This window comes from Variovorax sp. J31P207, from assembly GCF_030316965.1.
Classification (GTDB): Bacteria; Pseudomonadota; Gammaproteobacteria; order Burkholderiales; family Burkholderiaceae_C; genus Variovorax; species Variovorax ginsengisoli_B.
In genome coordinates this window covers 36,847-58,004 of record NZ_JASZYN010000016.1, presented here as the reverse complement: position 1 = coordinate 58,004, position 21,158 = coordinate 36,847, and the positions used below count along the sequence as shown (strand labels likewise).

Sequence of the window (21,158 nt, the reverse complement as noted above, 5' to 3'; positions counted from 1 at the left end):
ATTCAATGGACGGATACGGGTGAGGTGGCACGCTGCACGAACTCGCGCGTGCGCTGCATGAGCGGCTGGTTGAAGATCTGCTGCGGCGTGCCGACCTCGACAATGCGGCCAGCTTCCATGAAGGCGATGCGGCTGCACACGGCGCGCGCGAACGCAAGCTCGTGCGTGACGACCAGCATGGTCTGCCCCGAGGCCGCGAGGTCCCGCATGACATCCAGCACCTCGCCCACCAGTTCCGAGTCGAGTGCGGAAGTCGGCTCGTCGAAGAGCAGGACCGTCGGTTGCATCGCCAGCGCGCGGGCAATGGCCACGCGCTGCTGTTGCCCGCCCGAAAGCTGCGAGGGATAGCGAGCTTCGAAGCCTCCGAGCCCGACCTGCGCGAGCAGCTCGACGGCATGTGCTTCGGCCGCACGCCGCGTGGCCTTTCGGACCACGATCGGCCCCAGCGTCACGTTGTCCAAGACCGTCTTGTGCGCGAACAGGTTGAAGCGCTGGAACACCATGCCCGTCGCGGCGCGTTGCCGGGCGACCTCTGCATCGGGCAACTGGTGGAACGCATCCGAGCCGACCCGGTAGCCCGCGAACTCGCCGTTGACATACAGGTCGCCGCTGTCGATGCCTTCGAGCTGGTTGAGACAGCGCAACAGGGTGCTCTTGCCCGCGCCCGAAGGGCCGATGATGCCGAGGACCTCGCCTTGCGCGACCTCGAGCGAAACGTCCTTCAGCACCTCGGTGGCGCCGTAGCGCTTGCAGACATTGCGGGCGATCACCACCTGCATCATGGCGCCACCTCCGCCTCGGTGCGGCCCTGGGCCATCGAGCGATGCGTGGAGCGGGACAGTCGCGCCTCCAGCATGCGCTGCAGCCGGCTCAGCAGCGTGACCGCGATGAGGTAGTAGATCGCACAGACGATCAACAGTTCGATCACGCGGCTATTCACGTAGTAGATGAGCGACGCCGAATGGATCAGCTCCCCGTAGTTCACCACCGCCGCCAGCGAGGTGGTCTTGAGCATGCCGATCACCTCGTTGCCCACGGGCGGCGTGATCACGCGCAGCGTCTGTGGCAACACCACATGGCGCATGAGTTGCCATCGGGTCATGCCTATTGCCTGCGCAGCCTCGAACTGACCGCTGTCGATCGACAGGATGCCGCCGCGGATGACCTCGGCCGTGTAGGCGCCCTGGCAGATGCCCAGGCCGAGCCAGGCGGCCAGGAACGGCGTCATGACGCTCACGGTCCTGACCTCCCACAGGCCGGGCACGCCGATCATCGGAAAGACCAGCGCGAGGTTGAACCAGATGAGCAGCTGCAGATAGACCGGTGTGCCGCGAAAGAGCCAGATGTACCCTGCGGCCAATGCCTGGGACACCGGGTTCTGCGACAGCCGCATCAAGGCCGCGATCAGGCCGAGCACGATGCCCAACGCCATCGCCGCGGCGGTGAGGATCAACGTGTTCGCGAGTCCGCTCAGGATCACCGGCGCAGCGAAGAAAGTGGCGACGTAGGGCCAGTCGATGCGGCCGAACGCGAAGGCCCGCACCAGAAAGGCCAGAACGGCCAGGCAAAGGATGGCGGCAACCCATCGACCCGGCCGCGCCGCGGGTCGCCGGGGCACCACGGCATGTGCAGGCGGGATGCCGAATGCGGCAACGGGAGGCGTTGTGGACACATGAGCTCCGGATGCAGGTTTCTTACTCAGAAACATTAGTGTATTTATGAACAACCTTCTTCGCAAGCGACAAGTTTCCTAATAGGCAACTTTTCTGGCCTTTTGATGCGAGAGCCCATGGCCACCCCCTCGAGGCATCAAAGTTTCTGCGTAGACAACAGAATGCTGGTCTCCGACGTGGCAATGCCCGGAATCAGCCGCAGGCGGTTGAGCACCTTGTCGAATGCAGCCAGGTCGTCAGCCTGCAACTCCACCACCAGATCCCATCGCCCATTCGTCGTGTGCAGTGCCTCGACATTGGGGTCGCCCCGCAGCGACTGAAGCACCGCGGAAGTGGCGTTGCCGTCGACCGCCATGCTCGCGATGGCGCGAATGCGCTGAGCCCCGGCGGCCGGCTTGAGGCGCACCGTGTAGCCCACGATCACCCCGGTCGCCTCGAGCTTGGTCAAGCGGTTCAGTACCGTGCCGCGCGATACGCGAAGCTTCTTGGCCAACACGGCCGCCGGCTCGCGGGCGTTGGCGCGCAAGAGCGCCAGGAGGCCGATGTCTGTGTCGTTCATTTGTGCAGATCGTCAAGGTGCATGGGCGGACTGGAAGGGTTCGCGGCCAAGCAAGCCACCTGGGCACTTCCCGTTGAAGATTCGTAATGCGAAACTTTAGCGCATCGCCGGCTGCCTGAGCAGCTTTCATGCCCATTCCTTAACCTCGGCCAAGGCCACCCCATACCGTATGGAAGTCAACTTCGAGACGCTCGATGCCTACGAGCGCTACAAACTGATGGCGAGCTTGATCGTGCCGCGGCCCATCGCCCTGGTCACCACGCTCGGCGGCGACGGCACTGTGAATGCAGCGCCGTTCAGCCTCTTCAACATGATTGGCGAGGATCCACCGCTAGTGATGATCAGCATCAACAGAGGCCCGGGCGGCGCACTCAAGGACACGGCCGCGAACATTCTGGCGCGCAAGGAATTCGTCGTGCATATCGCAGACGAGGCGATAGCGCAGGCCATGCACGACTGCTGCGCGGAACTCCCGCCGCACGTCAGCGAGGTGGAGGCCAACGCGCTCCGGACAGCCCCGTCCACCGCCATCGCGCCACCGCGCATCGTCGAGGCGCCGGCGGCCTTCGAATGCGTGCTCGCAGAAGTGATGGAAACGGGCAGCCGCCACGTGTTCATCGGGCGGGTGCTCTACCTGCATGCCCGTGACGGACTCCTCGACATCGAGCGGTACCACGTCCTGCACGCCGATTACTTTCCCGTGGGCCGTTTCGGTTCGACGCTTTACGTGCGAACGCGCGAACGTTTCGGCCTGAAGGCCTGAGCGCTTGCCGCCCGCTGGTGGTGCACCACGATCGCAGAGGGTGCACACGGCACCCGAATGAAGCAGGGTTTCCTACAGGTACACAGGAAGATCGTTTGTGTACTAATAGAAAACTAATGTTCACCAGCGGCATGGATTTTGCTGACACCCAGGTACCGAAGTTGAATATCGAGAAACCACTTTGCAGCGCATTCCGACGCTCGCCCGATGCCGCCCTGTACCGTGCCCCGAACTGCGAGAGCAAACATGAATAGGCTCACCAAATACTCTTCTTTATCGGCGGCCAGCGAGCGCATCGCGGTGGCCGGTCCGGCCCCGGCCGGCTGCGATCTCCAGATCACGCAATTGGTCAAGCGCTACAACGGCGTCACGGCCGTCGACGGCGTCGATCTCTGCGTCCCGCCCGGCAAGCTGCTTTCACTGCTCGGGCCGTCGGGTTGCGGCAAGACCACGATTCTCCAGTCGATCGCAGGCTTCGTGATGCCGGACCAGGGCGACGTGCGCATCAACGGGGTCTCGGTCCTGTCGAAGCCACCCGAGAAACGCGAGACCGCGATGCTCTTCCAGCAATACGCTCTCTTTCCGCACATGACCGTCGGCGACAACATCGGGTTCGGACCGAAGATGCAGCGCTGGTCGCGCGACGAAATCGGCAAGGCGGTACGGGAGGTGATGGAGCTGGTGCGCATCGGCGAATTCGCCAACCGCTATCCCGGACAACTCTCGGGCGGCCAAAAGCAGCGCGTGGCCCTGGCCCGCGCCCTGGTCACCCGCCCGAAAGTCCTGCTGCTCGACGAGCCGCTCGGCGCGCTGGATCAGAACCTGCGGGAGGCCATGCAGGTGGAGCTTCGCAAGCTGCAGCAGAGCGTCGGCATCACGAGCCTGATCGTGACCCACGACCAGAAGGAAGCCATCGCGCTCTCCGATTTCATCGCCGTCATGAACCGCGGCCGCATCGAGCAGATCGGTTCGCCGCTCGACATCTACGACCGGCCGCGCACCGGCTTCGTGGCCCGTTTCACCGGCGTCGAGAACCTCTTGCCTGTGCGAGTGCTCGCGTGCGCCGGCGGCACGGCCGACGTGAGCTTCGAAGGTGTTGCGCTGCAAGGCGTGCCGATGCCGGCCGCGGCCGCCATGCCGGTCGGCGCGCAGGCGGAGCTGGCAGTGCGCGCGGAATCGCTCGAGCTCGCGCCCGCGGGTGCCGGCGTGCAAGGCACGGTGAGCTTCGCGCGTGCTCTGGGTTCCAGCATCGTGTACGAAGTGACGGGCGACAGCGGCCGCGCGCTGACGATCTCCGCGCATCGGCGCGAAGGCCGCATGTTCGAGGTGGGCGCGCGCGTCGGGCTGCGCTTCTCGCCTTCGCACTGCGCGCTCGTGCCGGCGGAGGCCGCATGACGCCGACGTCGCCACAACCCATCCCCCTGCGGCTGCTGCGCGCCGCGGACGTATATGCGCCTGCCTCGATGGGCGCCCAGGAGATCCTGGTCGGCGGCGGCAAGATCCTGGCCGTCGGCCGCGCGCTCGGCACCGCGGATGCGCTTGCCGGCCTCGTCGAAGTCGTCACGATGCCGCCCGGCAAGCTCATTCCCGGGCTGATCGATCAGCACGTGCATTTCATCGGTGGCGGGGAAGGCGACGGCGCGCGCATGCCGGAATTGCGCTTCGAGGACTTCGCATCGGCCGGCATCACGACTGCCGCGGGACTGCTCGGCAGCGATGTGGAGGCGAAGACGCTCGGCCTGCTGCTGCGCAAGGCGCACGAGCTCGACCGCGCCGGCATGTCAGCTCACATCTACACGGGCGGGATGCCCTTGCCCGCGCCCCATATGACGCAAAGTCCGGCGTCGGACATCATTCAGATCGACAAAGTCATCGGCGCCAAGAGCGCCATCTCCGAGCGTTCGTTTCCCAACCTCGACTTCGCGGCCTTCGCGGCGCTGGCAGGATCACTGGTGCAGGCCAAAGGAACGAGTGGCAAGGCCGCCGTCCTGCACCTTCACGTGGGCCGGCTGCGCACCGGCCTGGAGCCGCTGTTCGAACTCATCGACCGCATCGGTTTTCCGCCGTCGCAGGCCGTGCCCAGCCACATCAACCGCGCGCCGGGCATCTCGCCCGTCTTCGAGCAGGGCATCCGCTTCGCGAAGGACGGCGGCTTCATCGATTTCTCCTGCTGCCTCGGACCGCTCGACGGCCTGCCCTCGGGAATCGATCCGATGGAGGCCGTGCTGCGCGCGCTCGATGCGGGCGCGCCGGCGGGCAACATTACGCTGTCCTCCGATGCCGGTGTGGCCGTGCCGGACGGACAAGGCGGGGCTCGCGCGGTGCCGCCCTCAATCCTATTTCGCGACTTGTCGCGCCTGTGCATCCAGGGCGGGCTCGGCTGGTCGCAGGCCCTGCCCTTCTTCACCTGCAACGTCGCGCGCGCACTCGGCTTGAGTCGGCACAAGGGCGCCATCGCGCCCGGGATGGATGCCGACCTGGTGCTCGTCGGTGACGACGACCAGATCGCCTGGACCATGAGCCGGGGACGCATCGTCTTCGACAAGGCCACCTCTCTCTCACGCAACTGACCCGTCACGAATCCTAAGGAGCTCATCATGAAGTCGAACTTGAAATTCTTTCTGCGCGGACTCGCGATTGCCACCGCTGCCCTGGTCGCCTGCTCAGGCGCCGGCGCGCAACAAAAGCAGGTGAAGGTCATGACCTTCGGCTCGACCTGGGAACGCGTGCTCAAGCCGCTGGCGCCCGCCTTCAAGCAGGAGACGGGCATCGAGATCGTGCCGGTCATCGAGAACAGTTCAGCCGAAGGCCTGTCCAAGCTCCAGGCTTCGCGCAGCAGCCCCGGGGTCGACGTCTGGTTCACCGGCGAGGCCATCGCCATGCGCGCGGCAACCGACACGGGCCTGTTCCTGCCTCTGCCGGTCGACAAGATTCCCAACCTGGGCAAGCTGATCCCCGGCGCCCACAGCGACATGTTCGTTGCCTTCTGGTACTTCCCGACTGGCATCGTGTATCGCCCGGACCTGGTGCCCGGAGGCAAGGTGACTTCCTGGAACGACATCTTCCAGCCGGCCTTCAAGAAGGCCATCGCCCTGCCGGCACCGACCGTGTACCCCGGCCGCACCATCCTCATCGCCTCGCTGCTCAACGGCGGCTCGATCGACAACGTGAAGCCCGGCATCGAGTTCCTCGGGAAGATGCGCGATCAGGTCGCGATGTTCCACTCCTCCGATACCAACGCGAGACGCGCGCTCGCGCGAGGCGAGATCATGGCCATGATCGGCTCGCCTTCGGCCGTCAAGGAGTTGGCCGACCAGAAGATCCCGGTCGCTATGGTCAGCCCGAAGCCGACACCACTCATCTTCGAGGGCATGATGATGGTCAACAACGGCAACGCCGAAGCTGCAGCCACGTTCATCAACCGCGCGCTCGCCGCCGACTGGCAAAAGCACATGACCGACGTCTACAACCTCGGACCGGTCAACAAGGATGTGAAGCCGGCCGACGCGCTGGTGAACGTCCTGCCCAAACCCGGGGATGCCGTGACCTTCGACGAGGCGAAGATCAACCAGCACCTCGGCGAGTGGACCGAAGAGTTCAACAAGGCAATCGCCAACTGAGCGGCCCGACCGGAATGTCCGCCATCCTCTTAGCGAGCCATCGCCCGGCAACCATCCCATGAGCCGCGCCGCTTTCCTGCTCTCGCTGCCGGCGCTGCTCGTGCTGGCGCTCTTCGCCCTCGTGCTGGTCTCCTTCGCCAGCGTGAGCCTGCAGGTCGTGTCTCCCGGCAGCGCGGTCTTCCATGGGCCGCCGACGCTGGCGAACTACACAAAGCTGCTGGCGTCGGAGGGCGCATGGCGCGCGGTGCTCACCACCTTGCGCCTGTCGGCGCAGGTCACCTTCGCCTGCGTGCTGCTGGGCTATCCCCTCGCGCGCGTGCTGGCGCGCTCGCACTCCCAGAAGCTGCGCCGGATCATCCTGTTCTGCCTGGTCGCGACCTTTCTCTCCGGCGGCGTCACGCGCGCCTATGCCTGGCTGATCATCCTGGGCAACCAGGGCCTGATCAACCAACTGCTCGGCGCGCTCCAGCTGCCGCGCCTGTCATTGATGAACAACGAGTTCGCGGTCTTCATCGCAATGCTGAACTTCGTGCTGCCCTTCTTCGTTCTCACGCTCTTCGGCGCCCTGCGCACGATACCCGAATCGCTCGAGCACGCGGCTCGCAATCTCGGCGCCTCGCGCCTGCGCAGCTTCATCGCCGTGACGCTGCCCTTGTCCTTCTCGGGTCTCGCGGCGGCGACATCGCTGTGCTTCGCGCTGTCCCTCGGCGCGTTTCTGTTCCCGCAGGTTCTCGGCGGCGGCCGCGTCCAGGTGCTGGCGACCGCGATCTACGAGCGAATCCAGGCCAGCTACGACATCCCGGCTGCCTCGGCACTGGCGGTGTTCTTCTTCGCACTGGTCTTGCTCATGCTGGGCATCGCCGCCGGGCTGCGCCGCCTCGCCCCGGCGCGATTCGCGGGAGAGCCGACATGAAGCCGCTCACCGTCGACCACACCCGGCCGGTTTCCCCGGCCGTGACGGCACTGGGGCTGGCCACGCTCGCCTTCGTGCTGCTGCCGCTGCCGTTCATCGTTGTCTATTCGCTGAGCAAGAACAGCTATGCGCTGCTGTCCTCGGATGGGCTGACGCTCGAGTGGTTCAGGAACTTCTTCGCCAATGACCGCTTCATGGCGGCGCTGCGCAATTCGTTGATGATTTCCGCCATCACCACCATCGTCGCCCTCGCCATCGCGGTACCGACGGCGATCGTCGCGGTCAGGCACCGCTTTCCCGGGCGCGACCTGCTGATGGCGCTGATCTCGGCCCCCATCCTCGTGCCCGGCGTGATCAGCGGAACCGCCGCGCTGAGCTTCGTGGCGCGAACCGGCATCGGCCCGGGCTTCTGGCCGATCACGGTCGCGATGATCTGCTTCACCCTGCCGCTGGTGCTGCGTCCCCTGGTCGCCAATCTCTCCGGCCTGAGCCCTGACCTGGAGAAGGCGGCGCGCAATCTCGGCGCCAGTCCCATGGCGGCCTTCTGGAAGGTGACGGCGCCTCAGCTCGCCCCCGGCCTCGTCGCCGGCGGCACCTTCGCCTTCGTCGAGGCCATGGACAACTTCTCCATCACGGTCTTCCTGACGAACATCAACACGACGACGCTGCCGGTCGAGGCCTACAGCTACATCCGCGACATCGACGACCCGACGGTCGCCGCGATGGCGACGCTGCTGATCCTGATGAGCGTCGGCGTGGTCTTCGCGATCGAGTGGCTGCTCGGCCTTGACAGCTTTCTGGATCCGTCCCACGGCTGACCTTGCAGCCGGCGTGCAGCTACAGCTTGTGCGTGGACAGCAGGATGTTGGTCTCGGTGTTCGAGATCCCGGGGATCGAGCGGATCGCGTTGAGCAACTGGTCGAAGGCCTCCAGCGTGTCGGCGCGCAGTTCGGCCATCAAGTCCCAGCGGCCGTTCGTGGTGTGCAGCGCAACCACGCTTGGCTGCCCCCGCAACGCGCGGCGCACCGCCTCGCCATGGTGTCCCTCGATCTCGATGCTGGTGATCGCGCGGATCCGGTGGCCTTCGACCTCGGGCTTGAGGCGAACCGTGTAGCCGACGATGGTGCCTTCGTGCTCCAGCCGGGCGATCCGGTTCTGCACAGTGGCGCGCGCCACGCGCAGCTTCTGTGCGAGCGCGACCACCGATAGGCGCGAGTTGTCGCGAAGCAGCGAGAGCAGTTGGCGGTCGACGTCGTCCATGATTTGCACATTGTGATCCATCAGCTTGGCGAAATGCAAGGTTCTGCAGCAGATATGCCAGCTTGAACACTTCAATCTGACAGCAGCACGCGGAACAATTGAACATCCCAAGGAGAACCTCATGACCCGCTTTGTCGATGTCCCGACCATGTCCCGCCTCGTCCAGTCCATCGGCGTGGCCCCCTTCATCGGCGAGCTCGCCGACGCCATACGCGACGACTTCGTGCGCTGGGCCGACTTCGACAAGTCGGCGCGAGTAGCCAGCCATTCCGAGATCGGCGTGATCGAACTCATGCCAGTATCGAACGCCAAGAACTACGCCTTCAAGTACGTCAACGGCCACCCGAGCAACACGTCACAGGGCCTGTACACCGTGATGGCCTTCGGCGTCCTGGCGGACGTCGAGACCGGCTATCCGGTGCTGCTCTCGGAGTTGACGCTCGCGACAGCGCTGCGCACCTGCGCGACCTCGCTGATGGCCGCGCGCGCGTTGGCGCGCCCCGGCGCCCGTCGCATGGCGCTGATCGGCAATGGCGCGCAGAGCGAATTCCAGGCGCTGGCTTTCCACCACCACCTGGGCATCGAAGAGATCGCGGTGTACGACGTCGACCCACGCGCCACCGACAAGCTGATGCGCAACCTCGCCGCTTGGCCGGCGCTGAAGATCGTGCGCGCCTCATCCACCGCCGATGCCGTGCGCGGCGCCGACATCGTGACCACGGTGACGGCCGACAAGGCCTACGCCACCATCCTCACGCCCGAGATGATCGAACCTGGCATGCACATCAATGCGGTCGGCGGCGACTGCCCGGGCAAGACCGAACTGCATGCCGGCGTGCTGCGCGGCGCGCGCGTGTTCGTCGAGTACGAACCGCAGACGCGCGTCGAGGGCGACATCCAGCAATTGCCGGCGGACTTCCCGGTGGTCGACCTGTGGCGCGTGCTGGCCGGCACCGCGGCGGGTCGGCAGAACGATGAGCAGGTGACGGTGTTCGACTCGGTCGGCTTCGCGCTGGAAGACTATTCGACGCTCCGCTACGTTCTCGAGCAGGCAACCCGGCACAAGCTCGGCGTGGACGTGGAACTGGTGCCCGAGGCCGACGATCCGAAGGACCTGTTCAGGCACACCCGGTCCGGCGGCACGCGCGCGGCAATGCGTCGCGTGGCTTGACTCTGCACCCGGGAAGACAGCCATGCCCAGCATTCGCTCCATCCAGGCACCTCGCGCGGTCGTGATGATCCGTCCGCATGCCTTCACGCCGAACCCCGAGACCGCCGCGGACAACACTTATCAGACTTCCGCGCAGGAAGCGGCGGCTGAAGCCATCGCACAGGCGGCCTATGACGAGGTGACGGGCGCCGCGCAGCGCCTCGAAATGGAGGGCGTACGCGTCCACCTGTTCGAGGACGACGGTCAGCGCGATACGCCGGACTCCGTATTCCCGAACAACTGGTTCTCCACTCATCCCGGCGGCCATGTGGCGGTTTATCCGATGTACTCGCCGAGCCGCCGGCGTGAACGCCGCGCCGAGGTGATCGAGATGCTGAAGGCCGAGTACCGCGTGCAGGACGTGATCGACTATTCCGGCCTGGAGCAGGATGGCCTGTTCCTCGAGGGCACAGGCGCGATGGTGCTAGACCACGTCGCCCGCGTGGCCTATACGGCGCGGTCGAACCGGGCCGATCCAGTGGCACTGGAGCGTTTCAGCACGCACTTCAACTTCGAGCCGATCGTGTTCGATACCGCCGACGCGGCCGGCCGGCAGGTCTATCACACCAACGTGCTGATGTGCGTGGCGACCGAATTCGCGATGGTCGGGTTCGATTTGATTCCGGATGCGCAGCGTGCGTCGCAGGTGAGGGCGAGACTGGAGGAATCAGGGCGCGAGGTGATCGCGCTCAGTATGGCGCAGGTTGCGGAGTTTGCGGGCAATGCGATCGAGCTCTCGGGCAGGGACGGCCGAATCCTGGCACTGTCGAAACGCGCCTATGACAGCCTGGACAAGGCGCAGAAGGCCGCGATCCATCGGTCGGCGCGCCTCGTGCCGCTCGCAGTCCCGACGATCGAAATGGCCGGCGGTTCGGTGCGCTGCATGATCGCGGGCATTCATCTCGCTTCTCGGCGCCACGAGTCCGAATGTGTCGAAGCTTCCCGGTTGCAGGTCCGACGGCCTGCATCCTCGCCCTTGAGCTCGACATGCTGACCCATGCGCTGGCGATTCGAAGGCAGCTGTTCGGTGCACCAAATGAATTTGCGCCACCAGCCTTATCGGACGCGACTCATTCATCTGAGAATCAGTCGATGAACATCGTCCAGATCGAGGTTTTCAGGGCAGTCATGACCACGGGCTCCGTCAGCGACGCGGCCCGATTGCTGCATGTATCCGTGCCCGCGGTCAGCCGCGTGCTTTCCCTGACGGAGAGCCGGCTTCAGTTTCCATTGTTCGAGCGCGTCAAAGGTCGCCTCCACCCGACGGCCGAAGCACGCACGCTGTTCCATGAAGTGGAGTTGGTGTATCGCGGCGTACAACGCGTCGACGAGTTGACGCATGAACTGGCGGACCGCCGCCAGACCATCCTGAACCTGGCGTCGAGCCCCAGCATCGGCCAGATGATCATCCCGGAGGCGATCGCGAATTTTCGAAGCGGCAATGCCGAAGTTCGGGCGTGGTTCAGTTTCTGCCCTTTGTGGGTAACAGGGGCGAGCGCGAGCCGACCGTCGGAGTCGGCGGTCAGGGGATGTCGTAGGACGAGTGCCGAAGGACGCGCAGTGCCGTCCTTCGGCGACGCAGGTCAGGCCGGCCCGAGGCGCTCGAAGCCCAGCAGCTCGAGCCAGTGCGCATGGACCTGACCCGTCAGGAGTTGCTTGGGCGTCTTTCCGACGCGCTCGACGCGGCGACTGCGCATGAACGCGCGGTGGTTCAGGAAAAACTGCAGCAAGCTCAGGTAGGCGTCGCCCAGATGGCGGCGCAGGAAGAAGTAGCGGCGCAGCCGCGAGTTCAGGTTCTCCACCATCGAGCTCGATCGCGGCGTGTCGTCCAGGGCCGATCGCACGTCGGCGACGACGGCCACGAACCCCGCGCCCAGCCGGGCATGCAGTTCGTTCCAGCGCTGCCAGTAGGCCGTCGACGTCGGCTTCTGGCGGTGCAAGCGGCACACCTGCCGCACCCAGTAGAGCGGCATGTTGCGCCGCTGCGCGATGGACGCGAGCTTGCCGTCGAGCACTCTCGCGAAGCCTAGCACGTCGTCGCGCTGGCGCTGCAGGGCCACGCGCAGCGGACGAATCCGGTGGGGAGCGAGCGCCTCCCGCAGCCGCAGCTGCGCGACGATGAAGTCGAACAGTTCGCGACGTTCCTCGACATGCGGGCCGGCCAGCGACAGCACGTCGTGACCCAGCCAGCGGGTCAAGGTCGCGACGTCGGCATCCAGGTGGCGCGTCTGCACTTCGGCTTGCCGGGCCCGGCCCAGGCGCGCGGACAGCTGGCCGCCGTCGCCGCCGTCCTTGGCAGCGCTCATCTCGAGCTCGAGGGCCTCGCGTCGAGACGCGCTGCCCTTGGCCAGGCGTGTGAGCACATTGGTCACCGCCTCGCACTGCTGGCGAACGTGGAACACGTCGCCGTGGCAGGGCTTGTCGCCCCAGGCAGCGACCTGGCCCGCACGCAGCCCGGTGCCCGCGTCGGCCACCGTGTAGTCGGGATCGAGCCCTTGCTGGGCAGCGTCCAGCAGGTGCACGCCCCAGGTGTCGGCGTCGCGCTGCTCAACGCCCTGCAGCAGATAGCAGTAGGTCGAGGCGGCATCGATGCCGGCGAGCACCGGCTGGTTGCCTTGGAAGATTTCGTCGTGCAGGCCCATGCGAACCCCGACAGATCCTGCGCGCGGTTGATCATCTCGGCGCGCTGCGCGGCCTGCTCGACCCAGGAGTGAATCGTCCCGATGCTGAGCGACAGACCGAACAGGTCGCGCAGCAGTTCCACCACCTGGCGATACGAGCCGTGCACGATCAGGATGACGGCCAGCGCGAAGCGCCGCACCCAGGCCTCACTCACGCGCGGGAATGTCTCGACAAGCGGCGCTGCAGATGGCTCAGAAAACGCCACATCGATCGCCTCGCGCGCCCGCTCTCGTTGCGCCCGCACGAACTTGCGACTCGTGCCGTGCCGGCGGGCCAGGTGCGCCACGGGTTCAGCTCCCGACAGGGCCGTGATGCCCAGTCGTTTGCGGGAGGCGGCGCACAGAGCGAGGGCACGGAATGGGGTCATGGGGAACTCGCCGGACGCGAACAGGTTGCAAAGCCCGCCAGTATCGCCAACCGGCGTCGGCCTCCCGCGCATTCGTTCACGCTCGCCCAGCGCCTTCCGGCCCCGCGGCGCCGATCACGGAAGTGGAACCCCGACTTGAACCACGCCAGTTTTTTTCATGCCGCGAGCGTAGCGCCACGGTCCGTCGCCGGCACGGCACTTTTTCACAATCTGCGCTGAACGTCGGCACTTGGCCGACTGTAGCCCGCGCTGGCTTGGCGGGGCCAGCAATCTATCCAACGTCCGCTCACGCAGGTCGATCGCCTTCGCGCCGCCGCCCCATAGAGCGAAGCCAAGCGATGGTTGCAGGGAGCTCCGACTCCAAGGCCGCGAATTGAAGGCTCAGCGAGGGCGGCTTGTGTACCTGGACCTGTAGCGATCGCGTCAGTTCGAGGCGCTGCCGAACAGGCGTCCCATCCAATAGGGCTTCAAGGTAAACCGCGTCGACCATTGGCAAGACTCCGTTCGAAGCCACGCCGAACACTGACCTCGATCGACGGATCATCGCGATCTTGTTCTGGATGCGAGTTGCCGCTCTCGAAGCCCCCTCCTCCCTCTCAGCAAAAAGCTCATAAAAACGTGGCTCGCGACCTGCGAAAGGTCGCCCGCACCTATGGCAGCAGAGAGGATACCGAAGGCAGTCGGGTGGATCGTCCAGAAAGATCTTCGCTCCGCAGCGCGGACAGGAAGCAACGAGGTCGACCCCGTGAAGCGGGCACGATCGCAGTCCTTCGATCTGATGGATGCTCGAATGAAACCACCTTTTGATGCATGCAGGACAAAATCGCAGGTAGGGTGCGCAGATCCCGCGCCGATGTGGTCCGAAGAGCTCATCCAGCGTATGAGCCCGTAGCACATCGAACCGCCCACCGGGCCTGTTGCCGTGTCGTCGTTCTTCGGCGATGCGGTTGAACAGCCGTACCGGGGCACTCCTTGGTAGTTGCTCCCCGCTCGGGTCGACGCTCACCAACACACGACCGAGGACTCTCCCGTGGATCCCGTTCACGAACCCGAACTTGTGCGCTGTCAGCCAGGCGCTCTCCGACGGCCGCCAGTACGAACTTGGCCAGATCCAGATCGAATGCTTCAATAGATCTTCTTGGGGCACAGCAACTCCAGGCCCTTGGCCCAATCCAGTGGGGTGGTTCCGGGTATGCACTGCGGGTTGTTCAGGCAGTCCTTCAGGACATAGTGGATCGGATCGACCACCCACTCCATGCAGATTCCGCGTCCGTTTCCAAGGTTGTCGATGCACGAGTGGGTGCAGAGTGCCTGCCAGTACGAGTCCGCTTCGGTGGCAAGGCGCCAACCGCCGTCGTAGGCCGCCTGAGCGAAATATCGCGTGAACGGCCACTGCGCATCCGGAAACTGGAGCTTTTCGTCAAACTGCGCCAAGAGCAACTTGAGTTCGTCGCGCGTACGCAAGCCATCAAAGTCGAACACCTTCACGAAGATGCGTCCCGCTACCCCCTGCGAGCCAGCCCCGTCCTGGATGAGCTTGGACTTGTGGCGCAGCTCCTCGCTGCCGAATGAGAAGACGCACATCCCGAAGGAGTTCATCTCGAGGCGGTTCCACAGAATGGAGAGTGCCTCCCATTGGTGCACGCCGAGTCTTTGGGCCTCGTCCAGCGGGACGACGCAGTGGGCCGCGCCACTATCGCGACACATCGACATCAGGCAGTTGGCCAACGCGTGGCAGTCCTGGGTGCGACGCCGCAGAGAACTGCCCCTGGCAAGCTGTTCCATGAACTGGGTGAACAGGCGCTCATAGCGGTCCGTAGGGGTCTGCGTTTCGGAACTGAAGTCCACGAACAGAAGGTCCGGGAATGCTTGGCGCAGTGCAGCCGAGATGGCACGCAGCGCTGTCGACTTCCCTGCCCGCGACGAGCCAGCGAAAGCGAGGCCGCTTTTGCCGAGTTCGACCCAGGTGAAGATGAGCTTCCGGGCGACCTCGAGCATCGTCGTTGAGAGCAGATACCCGTTCCGTCTGGCGATCGGGTGTTTGGCCTGGTGGGCCTGACGGTAGGCAAGTTCCTCGATCATTTCAGGCTCTCCTGCGCTGCCAGCCGGGTGCTGGTCCAAAGATCGGTCGTGTCCGGGGCGTGTGCGGATGCGAAGGGTGCCGCGGGCGCGCTCGAAATCGGCCCGATCGGGGCGCCGCCGCTCAGGGTGGCAAGGACCTTGTTGGAGCCCCGAACGACCTTGCCTGGGTTTCTGTTGGCATGGGCACGTATCTGCTCCACCTTGTGCGCCTTGAAGACCTCGATTGGATCGTCCGAGCCCGCGTACTGAATGGCCCGTTGCTTGTGAAGGCGAACGATTTCCTGTCGCGTCGCCCGATCGTGAAAGCTGTGCGACCAGTGTCCTGTGACATTGACGGGGCCGAAGCTTGAGCCATTGGGGTACCTGATCTGAATGAGGCGATGATCCCTCTGAAGCAGGGCGATCATCGGGGTTCCGATCAGGTGCCAAGCACAATGGAGCATGTCGCTCGTGTACTTGGCATGATCAAGTTCGATGTAGGGAGGAACGCCCTTCCTCTCGCTGCCGCGGATCGTGACCTTGCAGATGCCGACCGGCGCCAACAGTCCGTGCTCTACGAGGAGTGGGCGACCAGTGTCTGCGAGCTAGTCGACCCCCATTTCGACGGAGCCGCCGACCTGCTGCAGTTCCCGGCATCGAAGCCGCGTAAGCACCTGGCCATCAAGACATGGAAGGCGTGGAAGAGCGCCATCGATGCGCACCCGTCGGCCCTGATCGCCAACGAATTCCAGCCCGGGTTGCTGGCTCGCTACGGCCCAGTGATCCTGAAGATCGAACCACTGCTGAAGTGGTACCGATTTTTCAAGGAATGCAGGAACACCCGGGTGCATGCCGGCGGTCTTCACACCGAGGCCTCAGTGAAGGCGTACAACGCGGCCAAGGTCACCAACCTGAAGACGTGCGGCTTGAGCCGTGACATAGCGCTCTCGCACGCTCCGGTAAAGGGCCAGGCGGCCACGATGGGCATGAGGAACGCGCTGCTCGGCCTGGCCGTGGTCAGCCGTCTCGCGAACGCGTTCGACGCGCTGCTGTGCCATTCGCCGGCCTGCGAGACGTACATGCTGGGCAAGCTGACCGCCGCCAGCACGGCCATCGGTCGCGTTCCGGGCGCGAGTCGCGCCAAGCGTAACGATCACATCCGGTCCATCCTGAGCAAGGGCCAGGTTCCGCTGCCTGCGAACTACGTCGCGACCGACAACTATCTGAAGACGCACGGCCTGATCAAGTTCTAAACGAGGGACTTCACCGTAAGCGTGCTGGGAAGTCAGATTGACGACTGCTTGCGACCGCAGTGCGGTCGACCGGAGGCATCCTCCGTGCATCGTGCATCAATGGCGTCGCAGACGCGGAGCGGATCCCGATGACCCGATGAGACAGGGTTGCCACTGCGGCGGCAAATTCGCATACTCGTCACCCCCCTCGACGATGTCTCCATCGACGGGGTTCACCCTCGATCGCGCCAAATTGGTTCGTCGACCGGCGACAAGCCCTGTCGAAGTTGGTGCAGACCCGTCAGGACGTCCGCTGAACCCTGACGAAACAAGGCTTTCGCTCAAGGTTCTAGCGATGACACTTCGACTTCGTTGTGCAAGGGGGCACCGCTCATGGCGCGCCGGATATTCTGCGCGACGGCAGTGGCCGCAGTTCTCGTTTCGGTTAAGCCCGCGACGTGGGGCGTGATAAGCACGCTTGGCTGGCGCCACAGCGCATGCTCGCTCGGCAACGGTTCGACGGAGGCGACGTCGAGTGTTGCGCCAGCGATTTTCCCAGTTCCGAGCGCGTCCAGCAGATCGTATTCAACTAAGTGTGCACCACGGCCCATGTTGATCAGATAGCTTCCGTCTCGCATGGCGCTGAACAGATCCCGATTCAGGATGCCGCGCGTTTGCGTATTGAGGGGCAATACGTTCAATACGATTTCCACGGCGCCGGCCAATGCACGAAGTCCCGCTTCCCCAGTGTGCCCTATCACACCATTAAGAGTGCGCGTGCTGCGGCTCCAGCCGTGAACCTGGAATCCATCCTGTCCGAGAGCGAGCGCAATCGCGGAGCCCAGTTCACCCAAGCCCAGCACACCCACCGACATGTCTTGCGGCCTTTGAGGCGCCTCAAAACGCCAGAGTGCTTCACGCGAGGACCGCTCGAAGTGGTCGAAGCGTCTCAGGTAGCGAAGAACTGCTGCCCGCGCATACACGACCATATGCTGCGTAAGCGATCGGTCTACCGAACGGCACAAACGTGCAAAGGGCGGGAGATCCTGCCTCCTGAATTGGTTCACGCCTGCCGACAGCGACACCACCGCCTTCAGGTTTTCGAAGCGACGAAGCCCGCCGCGTGGCACGCTGTAAACGAGCGCAACGTCCACCTTCGCAGGATCCGCGCATTCCGGCCCGACCACGAAGTCGAACTCACCGAGTTCCTGGTCTAAGGCCCGACGCCATGCTTCGGGTGAATCGAGCGAGCTGGAGAAAAAGACGAAGGGACGGGCAGTGCTCATCCGCGAAATGCTAAGTGGATGGAGGCAGGCGCGCGGAAAAAAACTCACTGCGGAAGCTGAAATTTATGAAATGCCCGGTCTCCGCCCGTGCTTAGTATTTCCGAAAGGCCACACAACATGACATCCACGGACAACTTCTTCCAGCCGCTCGGCGGCAACGAAATGCCCCGCTTCGGCGGAATCGCAACCATGATGCGTCTGCCGCATGCGCAAGACGCGAAGGGCCTCGACGCCTGCTTCGTTGGCGTGCCGTTCGATCTGGGGACGTCGAATCGGACAGGCGCCCGCTTCGGTCCACGCCAAATCCGCACCGAGTCCGTCCTCATGCGGCCCTACAACATGGCAACTCGGGCCGCCCCCTTCGACTCCATCCGCGTCGCAGACATCGGTGATGTCGCCATCAACCCGTACAGCCTGCTGGCGAGCGTCGACATCATCACCGGCGCCTACGACAATATCCTCCAGCACGGCTGCAAGCCGATCACCCTGGGCGGCGACCACACAATCACCCTTCCAATTCTCAGAGCCATCGCAAAACGATGGGGCCCGGTCGGCCTGGTGCATGTCGACGCCCACGCCGACGTCAACGACACCATGTTCGGGGAAAAGATTGCGCACGGCACGCCGTTCCGCCGTGCAGTGGAAGAAGGTCTGCTCGACTGCGATCGCGTTGTCCAAATCGGACTGCGGGGAACGGGCTATCACGCGGATGACTTCGACTGGTGTCGCGAGCAGGGCTTCCGAGTCGTACAGGCCGAAGAGTGCTGGAACCGCAGCCTGGAGCCTCTGATGAGAGAGGTTCGAGAGAAGGTGGGGGCCGGACCCGTCTATCTGACGTTCGACATCGACGGCCTCGACCCGTCGTACGCCCCCGGCACTGGCACCCCGGAAATCGGGGGACTCACCGTCATGCAGGGCCTCGAGATCATCCGCGGCATGCGCGGGCTCGACGTCGTTGGCGCCGACCTCGTGGAGGTTTCTCCGCCGTACGACGCGCAGGGAACCACGGCGCTTGTGGGAGCAAACCTTGCTTTCGAGATGCTTTGCGTGCTCCCCGGGGTCAACTATCGCACCTGAACGGCTTCGTCGTCGGTGCGAATTCCGTGTTCGACCCACGCGATGAACGCCGCCGCCAAGGGCATGTCGCGCACCTCGCTGCGGCATACCACATGGTAAGAATGCTGTGCGGGGATGCTCTTTTGCATCAAACGCACCAGTCGGCCTTTCGCCAAATCATCTTGCACCAGGAGACTGTCTGCGAGAGCCAGACCTTGGCCGTGAACGGCAGCCTCGATGGCGACGTGCGCATTCCCCATCTCCACCATTCGGAATCCGTCCCTGGTGCTGCGGCTGGCGAGCAGCCATCTTGTCCACTCCGAGCCATCGTCCTCGCACAAGAGCGGATGCGACTGCAAGTCGGCCACTGACTTCACATTGGCGCCACTGATCATCGCGGGGCTGCAAACCGGAAAGATCTCGACATGGCTCAACAAGGAGACGGAACGGTCCGGCCAGACGCCTGTGCCATACCGGATGCAAACATCAACTTTCGGCGAATACACCTCCTTGCCATCGTTCGATGCAATGAGTCGAAGGTTGATGTCCGGGTACGTCTGCACAAAGTCGCGGATATGGCGGGCAAGCCAACGCGAGGTCAGGCCAACTGGGGTTGACACGACCAGGTCGCCGACCATGACCGCGTCCCCTATTCGCGCCGCGGCGTTCGCGATCTGCTGGAACGCTGTCCGAACCGCAGGCAGCAGGGAATTCCCATGCGCCGTCAGCTTCAACCGGGCCTTGTGTCTTGCGAAAAGCTGCACGCCCAATGACTCTTCGAGGATACGCAACTGATGGCTCACGGCGCTCGGCGTGACGTTCAGCTCATCGGCCGCTCGGACCACCGTTTCGTGCCGCGCGACGGCATCGAACGCTCGCAGGGCATTCAACGGGGGCAGGCGCGTTCGGCTCATGGGGCCTTCCGAGATGCTGAGAAAAATTGCATTCCTTGATGATTTTAATCTCTCTTTTCATTAATACGTCACGCGCCTACCATGCTGTTCAATCACCTGCAACAACATGGGCTTTAAGATGGAAAACCGAGACAAACCCGCCGCTACCGAGCGGCTCTGGGGCGCCCGCTTCAAGGCACTGCCCTCCGATGCCTTGAAGGCACTTTCTCGCAGCGAGCCGAGCTTCTTCCGGCTCGTTCCCTACGACCTCGCCGGCTCGCGCGCCCACGCGGGTGAACTCAAGCGCGCCGGCATCCTCGATGCCGACGAATTGCAGGCCTTGCTGCGCGAGATCGATGCGGTGGAGTCCGGGTTCAAGTCCGGAGCGATCCAGCCCGTGGCTGCGGACGAAGATGTCCACACCTTCCTCGAACGCATACTGACTGAGCGGCTCGGCGCGCTGGGAGGAAAACTCCGCGCGGGGCGCTCGCGCAACGATCAGGCTGCAAACGACCTTCGCCTGTACCTTCGCGACCGGGCTCGAGTGATCACAGGGCAAGCCTTGGAACTGCAGAAGGCGCTGGTTGCCCAAGCCCGCGAGCATCTGGGGACCATCGCATCCGGCTTCACTCACTTGCAGCCCGCGCAACCAGTACTCTTTGCGCAGCAACTGATGGCGCACGCACAGGCCATCGACCGCAATCTCGGGCGCCTTGCTGACTGGGATCGTCGGGCGGCCCGCTCCCCGCTTGGCGCAGCGGCGCTCGCAGGTTCGGCCATCTGTCGCAATCCGGAGCTTTCCGCCGCCGAACTCGGCTACGACGCGGCCTGCGAAAACTCCATCGACGCGGTGGCCGCCCGCGACCATGTTGCCGAATTTCTGTTCGCCACGTGCATGCTGGCCGTAGAACTCTCGCGGCTCGCCGAGGAAACGGTGCTGTGGTCCTCGGCGCAGTTCCGGTGGGTAGAGCTCGACGACGGCTATTGCACGGGCAGCTCGATCATGCCCCAGAAGAAAAACCCCGACATTGCTGAACTGACCCGTGGCAAGGCCGGGCGCCTCATCGGCAACCTTGTCACGATGCTTTCGGCCATCAAGTCGCTGCCGCTTTCATACAACCGCGATCTCGCCGAAGACAAGGCCGCATCGTTCGACACGATCGACACTCTGGCGCTCGTCCTTCCTGCGATGGCAGGGATGATTGCAACGATGAAGGTGAATGTGGAGCGCGTGCGTCGAGACGCCACCAGCGGCTTCACGCTCGCCACCGAAGTAGCGGACTGGCTCGCGCTCAACGGAATTCCCTTCAGCGAAGCGCACGAGATCACCGGGGCACTCGTGAAATTCTGCGAAGCCCACGACATCGGCTTGGAAGATGTCACCGCGCAGCACTTGGCTGACGTGGACACCCGGCTCAAACCCGCAATCCTGGAGCGACTCTCGCTCGAGGCGGCCATCGCTGCGCGTACCGGCTATGGCGGTACCGCGCCGGAGCGCGTTGCCGAACAGCTCGAGCGATTTGACGCGCGCATTGCCGCCCACACCAACTGGGCTTCCGAATACAGGGGACCACAATGCTGAA

General features: G+C 64.3%; 20 protein-coding genes and 1 pseudogene. 12 read left to right on the top strand and 9 right to left on the bottom strand.

Going from position 1 to position 21,158, the window contains the following annotated elements:
* Nucleotides 1-2: 2 nt before the first annotated feature.
* From QTI68_RS34110 to QTI68_RS34100, 3 genes are all read right to left on the bottom strand, one after another.
* On the bottom strand, nt 3-782 hold the full coding sequence (locus tag QTI68_RS34110) for an amino acid ABC transporter ATP-binding protein (protein WP_286528284.1): 780 nt from the start codon (nt 780-782) through the stop codon (nt 3-5).
* Nucleotides 779-1,672 (bottom strand): amino acid ABC transporter permease, encoded by an 894-nt coding sequence (locus tag QTI68_RS34105; RefSeq protein WP_286528282.1) that lies wholly within the window; start codon nt 1,670-1,672, stop codon nt 779-781. Before QTI68_RS34105 ends, QTI68_RS34110 begins: the two co-directional genes overlap by 4 nt.
* Nucleotides 1,673-1,809: 137 nt before the next feature.
* Nucleotides 1,810-2,232, bottom strand: a complete 423-nt coding sequence (locus tag QTI68_RS34100; protein WP_286528280.1) for an Lrp/AsnC family transcriptional regulator — start codon at nt 2,230-2,232, stop codon at nt 1,810-1,812.
* 169 nt (nt 2,233-2,401) lie between these two features.
* Between QTI68_RS34100 and QTI68_RS34095 the strand changes: the two genes are divergently transcribed.
* The 6 genes from QTI68_RS34095 (at nt 2,402) to QTI68_RS34070 (ending at nt 8,346) form a co-directional block, all read left to right on the top strand.
* Nucleotides 2,402-2,995 (top strand): flavin reductase family protein, encoded by a 594-nt coding sequence (locus QTI68_RS34095; protein ID WP_286528278.1) that lies wholly within the window; start codon nt 2,402-2,404, stop codon nt 2,993-2,995.
* Between the two features lie 246 nt (nt 2,996-3,241).
* Complete coding sequence (locus QTI68_RS34090) at nt 3,242-4,390, top strand: ABC transporter ATP-binding protein (protein WP_286528277.1); 1,149 nt, start codon at nt 3,242-3,244, stop codon at nt 4,388-4,390.
* Complete coding sequence (locus QTI68_RS34085; protein WP_286528275.1) at nt 4,387-5,565, top strand: amidohydrolase family protein; 1,179 nt, start codon at nt 4,387-4,389, stop codon at nt 5,563-5,565. The genes QTI68_RS34090 and QTI68_RS34085 overlap by 4 nt, the downstream gene beginning before the upstream one ends.
* Nucleotides 5,566-5,592: 27 nt before the next feature.
* Complete coding sequence (locus QTI68_RS34080; RefSeq protein WP_286528273.1) at nt 5,593-6,615, top strand: ABC transporter substrate-binding protein; 1,023 nt, start codon at nt 5,593-5,595, stop codon at nt 6,613-6,615.
* Nucleotides 6,616-6,673: 58 nt separating this feature from the next.
* Complete coding sequence (locus QTI68_RS34075) at nt 6,674-7,528, top strand: ABC transporter permease (RefSeq protein WP_286528271.1); 855 nt, start codon at nt 6,674-6,676, stop codon at nt 7,526-7,528.
* Nucleotides 7,525-8,346, top strand: a complete 822-nt coding sequence (locus tag QTI68_RS34070) for an ABC transporter permease (protein ID WP_286528269.1) — start codon at nt 7,525-7,527, stop codon at nt 8,344-8,346. The genes QTI68_RS34075 and QTI68_RS34070 overlap by 4 nt, the downstream gene beginning before the upstream one ends.
* A 19-nt stretch (nt 8,347-8,365) precedes the next feature.
* Here the strand turns inward: QTI68_RS34070 and QTI68_RS34065 are convergent, their stop codons facing one another.
* Nucleotides 8,366-8,788 (bottom strand): Lrp/AsnC family transcriptional regulator, encoded by a 423-nt coding sequence (locus QTI68_RS34065; RefSeq protein ID WP_286528267.1) that lies wholly within the window; start codon nt 8,786-8,788, stop codon nt 8,366-8,368.
* A 121-nt stretch (nt 8,789-8,909) separates the two neighbouring features.
* Between QTI68_RS34065 and ocd the strand changes: the two genes are divergently transcribed.
* The 3 genes and pseudogenes from ocd to QTI68_RS34050 form a co-directional block, all read left to right on the top strand.
* Nucleotides 8,910-9,959 (top strand): ornithine cyclodeaminase, encoded by a 1,050-nt coding sequence (ocd, locus tag QTI68_RS34060; RefSeq protein WP_286528266.1) that lies wholly within the window; start codon nt 8,910-8,912, stop codon nt 9,957-9,959.
* A 22-nt stretch (nt 9,960-9,981) separates the two neighbouring features.
* Nucleotides 9,982-10,992 (top strand): citrulline utilization hydrolase CtlX, encoded by a 1,011-nt coding sequence (ctlX, locus tag QTI68_RS34055; protein WP_286528263.1) that lies wholly within the window; start codon nt 9,982-9,984, stop codon nt 10,990-10,992.
* 98 nt (nt 10,993-11,090) lie between these two features.
* Nucleotides 11,091-11,462: pseudogene (locus tag QTI68_RS34050) on the top strand (LysR family transcriptional regulator); the annotation flags it as partial.
* Between the two features lie 119 nt (nt 11,463-11,581).
* Here the strand turns inward: QTI68_RS34050 and QTI68_RS34045 are convergent.
* The 3 genes from QTI68_RS34045 to QTI68_RS34035 all read right to left on the bottom strand — a co-directional run bounded on the left by QTI68_RS34045 (nt 11,582) and on the right by QTI68_RS34035 (nt 15,536).
* Entirely contained in the window at nt 11,582-12,640 is a 1,059-nt protein-coding gene (locus QTI68_RS34045; RefSeq protein ID WP_286528261.1) for a hypothetical protein, read from the bottom strand.
* Between the two features lie 1,532 nt (nt 12,641-14,172).
* The gene (locus QTI68_RS34040; protein WP_286528260.1) at nt 14,173-15,129 is read right to left on the bottom strand and encodes an ATP-binding protein; all 957 of its coding nucleotides are present in this window, start codon (nt 15,127-15,129) and stop codon (nt 14,173-14,175) included.
* Nucleotides 15,126-15,536: a hypothetical protein gene (locus QTI68_RS34035; RefSeq protein WP_286528258.1), complete on the bottom strand. Its 411-nt coding sequence runs from the start codon at nt 15,534-15,536 to the stop codon at nt 15,126-15,128. Before QTI68_RS34035 ends, QTI68_RS34040 begins: the two co-directional genes overlap by 4 nt.
* Before the next feature lie 54 nt (nt 15,537-15,590).
* On the opposite strand from QTI68_RS34035, the gene QTI68_RS34030 reads away from it, so the two are divergent.
* Nucleotides 15,591-16,361, top strand: a complete 771-nt coding sequence (locus QTI68_RS34030; RefSeq protein ID WP_286528256.1) for a hypothetical protein — start codon at nt 15,591-15,593, stop codon at nt 16,359-16,361.
* A gap of 320 nt (nt 16,362-16,681) precedes the next feature.
* On the opposite strand, the gene QTI68_RS34025 is transcribed toward QTI68_RS34030, so the two are convergent.
* The gene (locus QTI68_RS34025; protein WP_286528254.1) at nt 16,682-17,626 is read right to left on the bottom strand and encodes a 2-hydroxyacid dehydrogenase; all 945 of its coding nucleotides are present in this window, start codon (nt 17,624-17,626) and stop codon (nt 16,682-16,684) included.
* 117 nt (nt 17,627-17,743) lie between these two features.
* On the opposite strand from QTI68_RS34025, the gene speB reads away from it, so the two are divergent.
* Nucleotides 17,744-18,703 (top strand): agmatinase, encoded by a 960-nt coding sequence (gene speB / locus QTI68_RS34020; protein ID WP_286528252.1) that lies wholly within the window; start codon nt 17,744-17,746, stop codon nt 18,701-18,703.
* On the opposite strand, the gene QTI68_RS34015 is transcribed toward speB, so the two are convergent.
* Complete coding sequence (locus tag QTI68_RS34015) at nt 18,691-19,596, bottom strand: LysR substrate-binding domain-containing protein (RefSeq protein ID WP_286528250.1); 906 nt, start codon at nt 19,594-19,596, stop codon at nt 18,691-18,693. The genes speB and QTI68_RS34015 overlap by 13 nt on opposite strands.
* Nucleotides 19,597-19,714: 118 nt before the next feature.
* On the opposite strand from QTI68_RS34015, the gene argH reads away from it, so the two are divergent.
* Nucleotides 19,715-21,157 carry an argininosuccinate lyase gene (gene argH / locus QTI68_RS34010; RefSeq protein WP_286528248.1) on the top strand — a complete coding sequence of 481 codons (1,443 nt, stop codon included), beginning with the start codon at nt 19,715-19,717 and terminating at the stop codon, nt 21,155-21,157.
* Nucleotide 21,158: the final 1 nt, after the last annotated feature.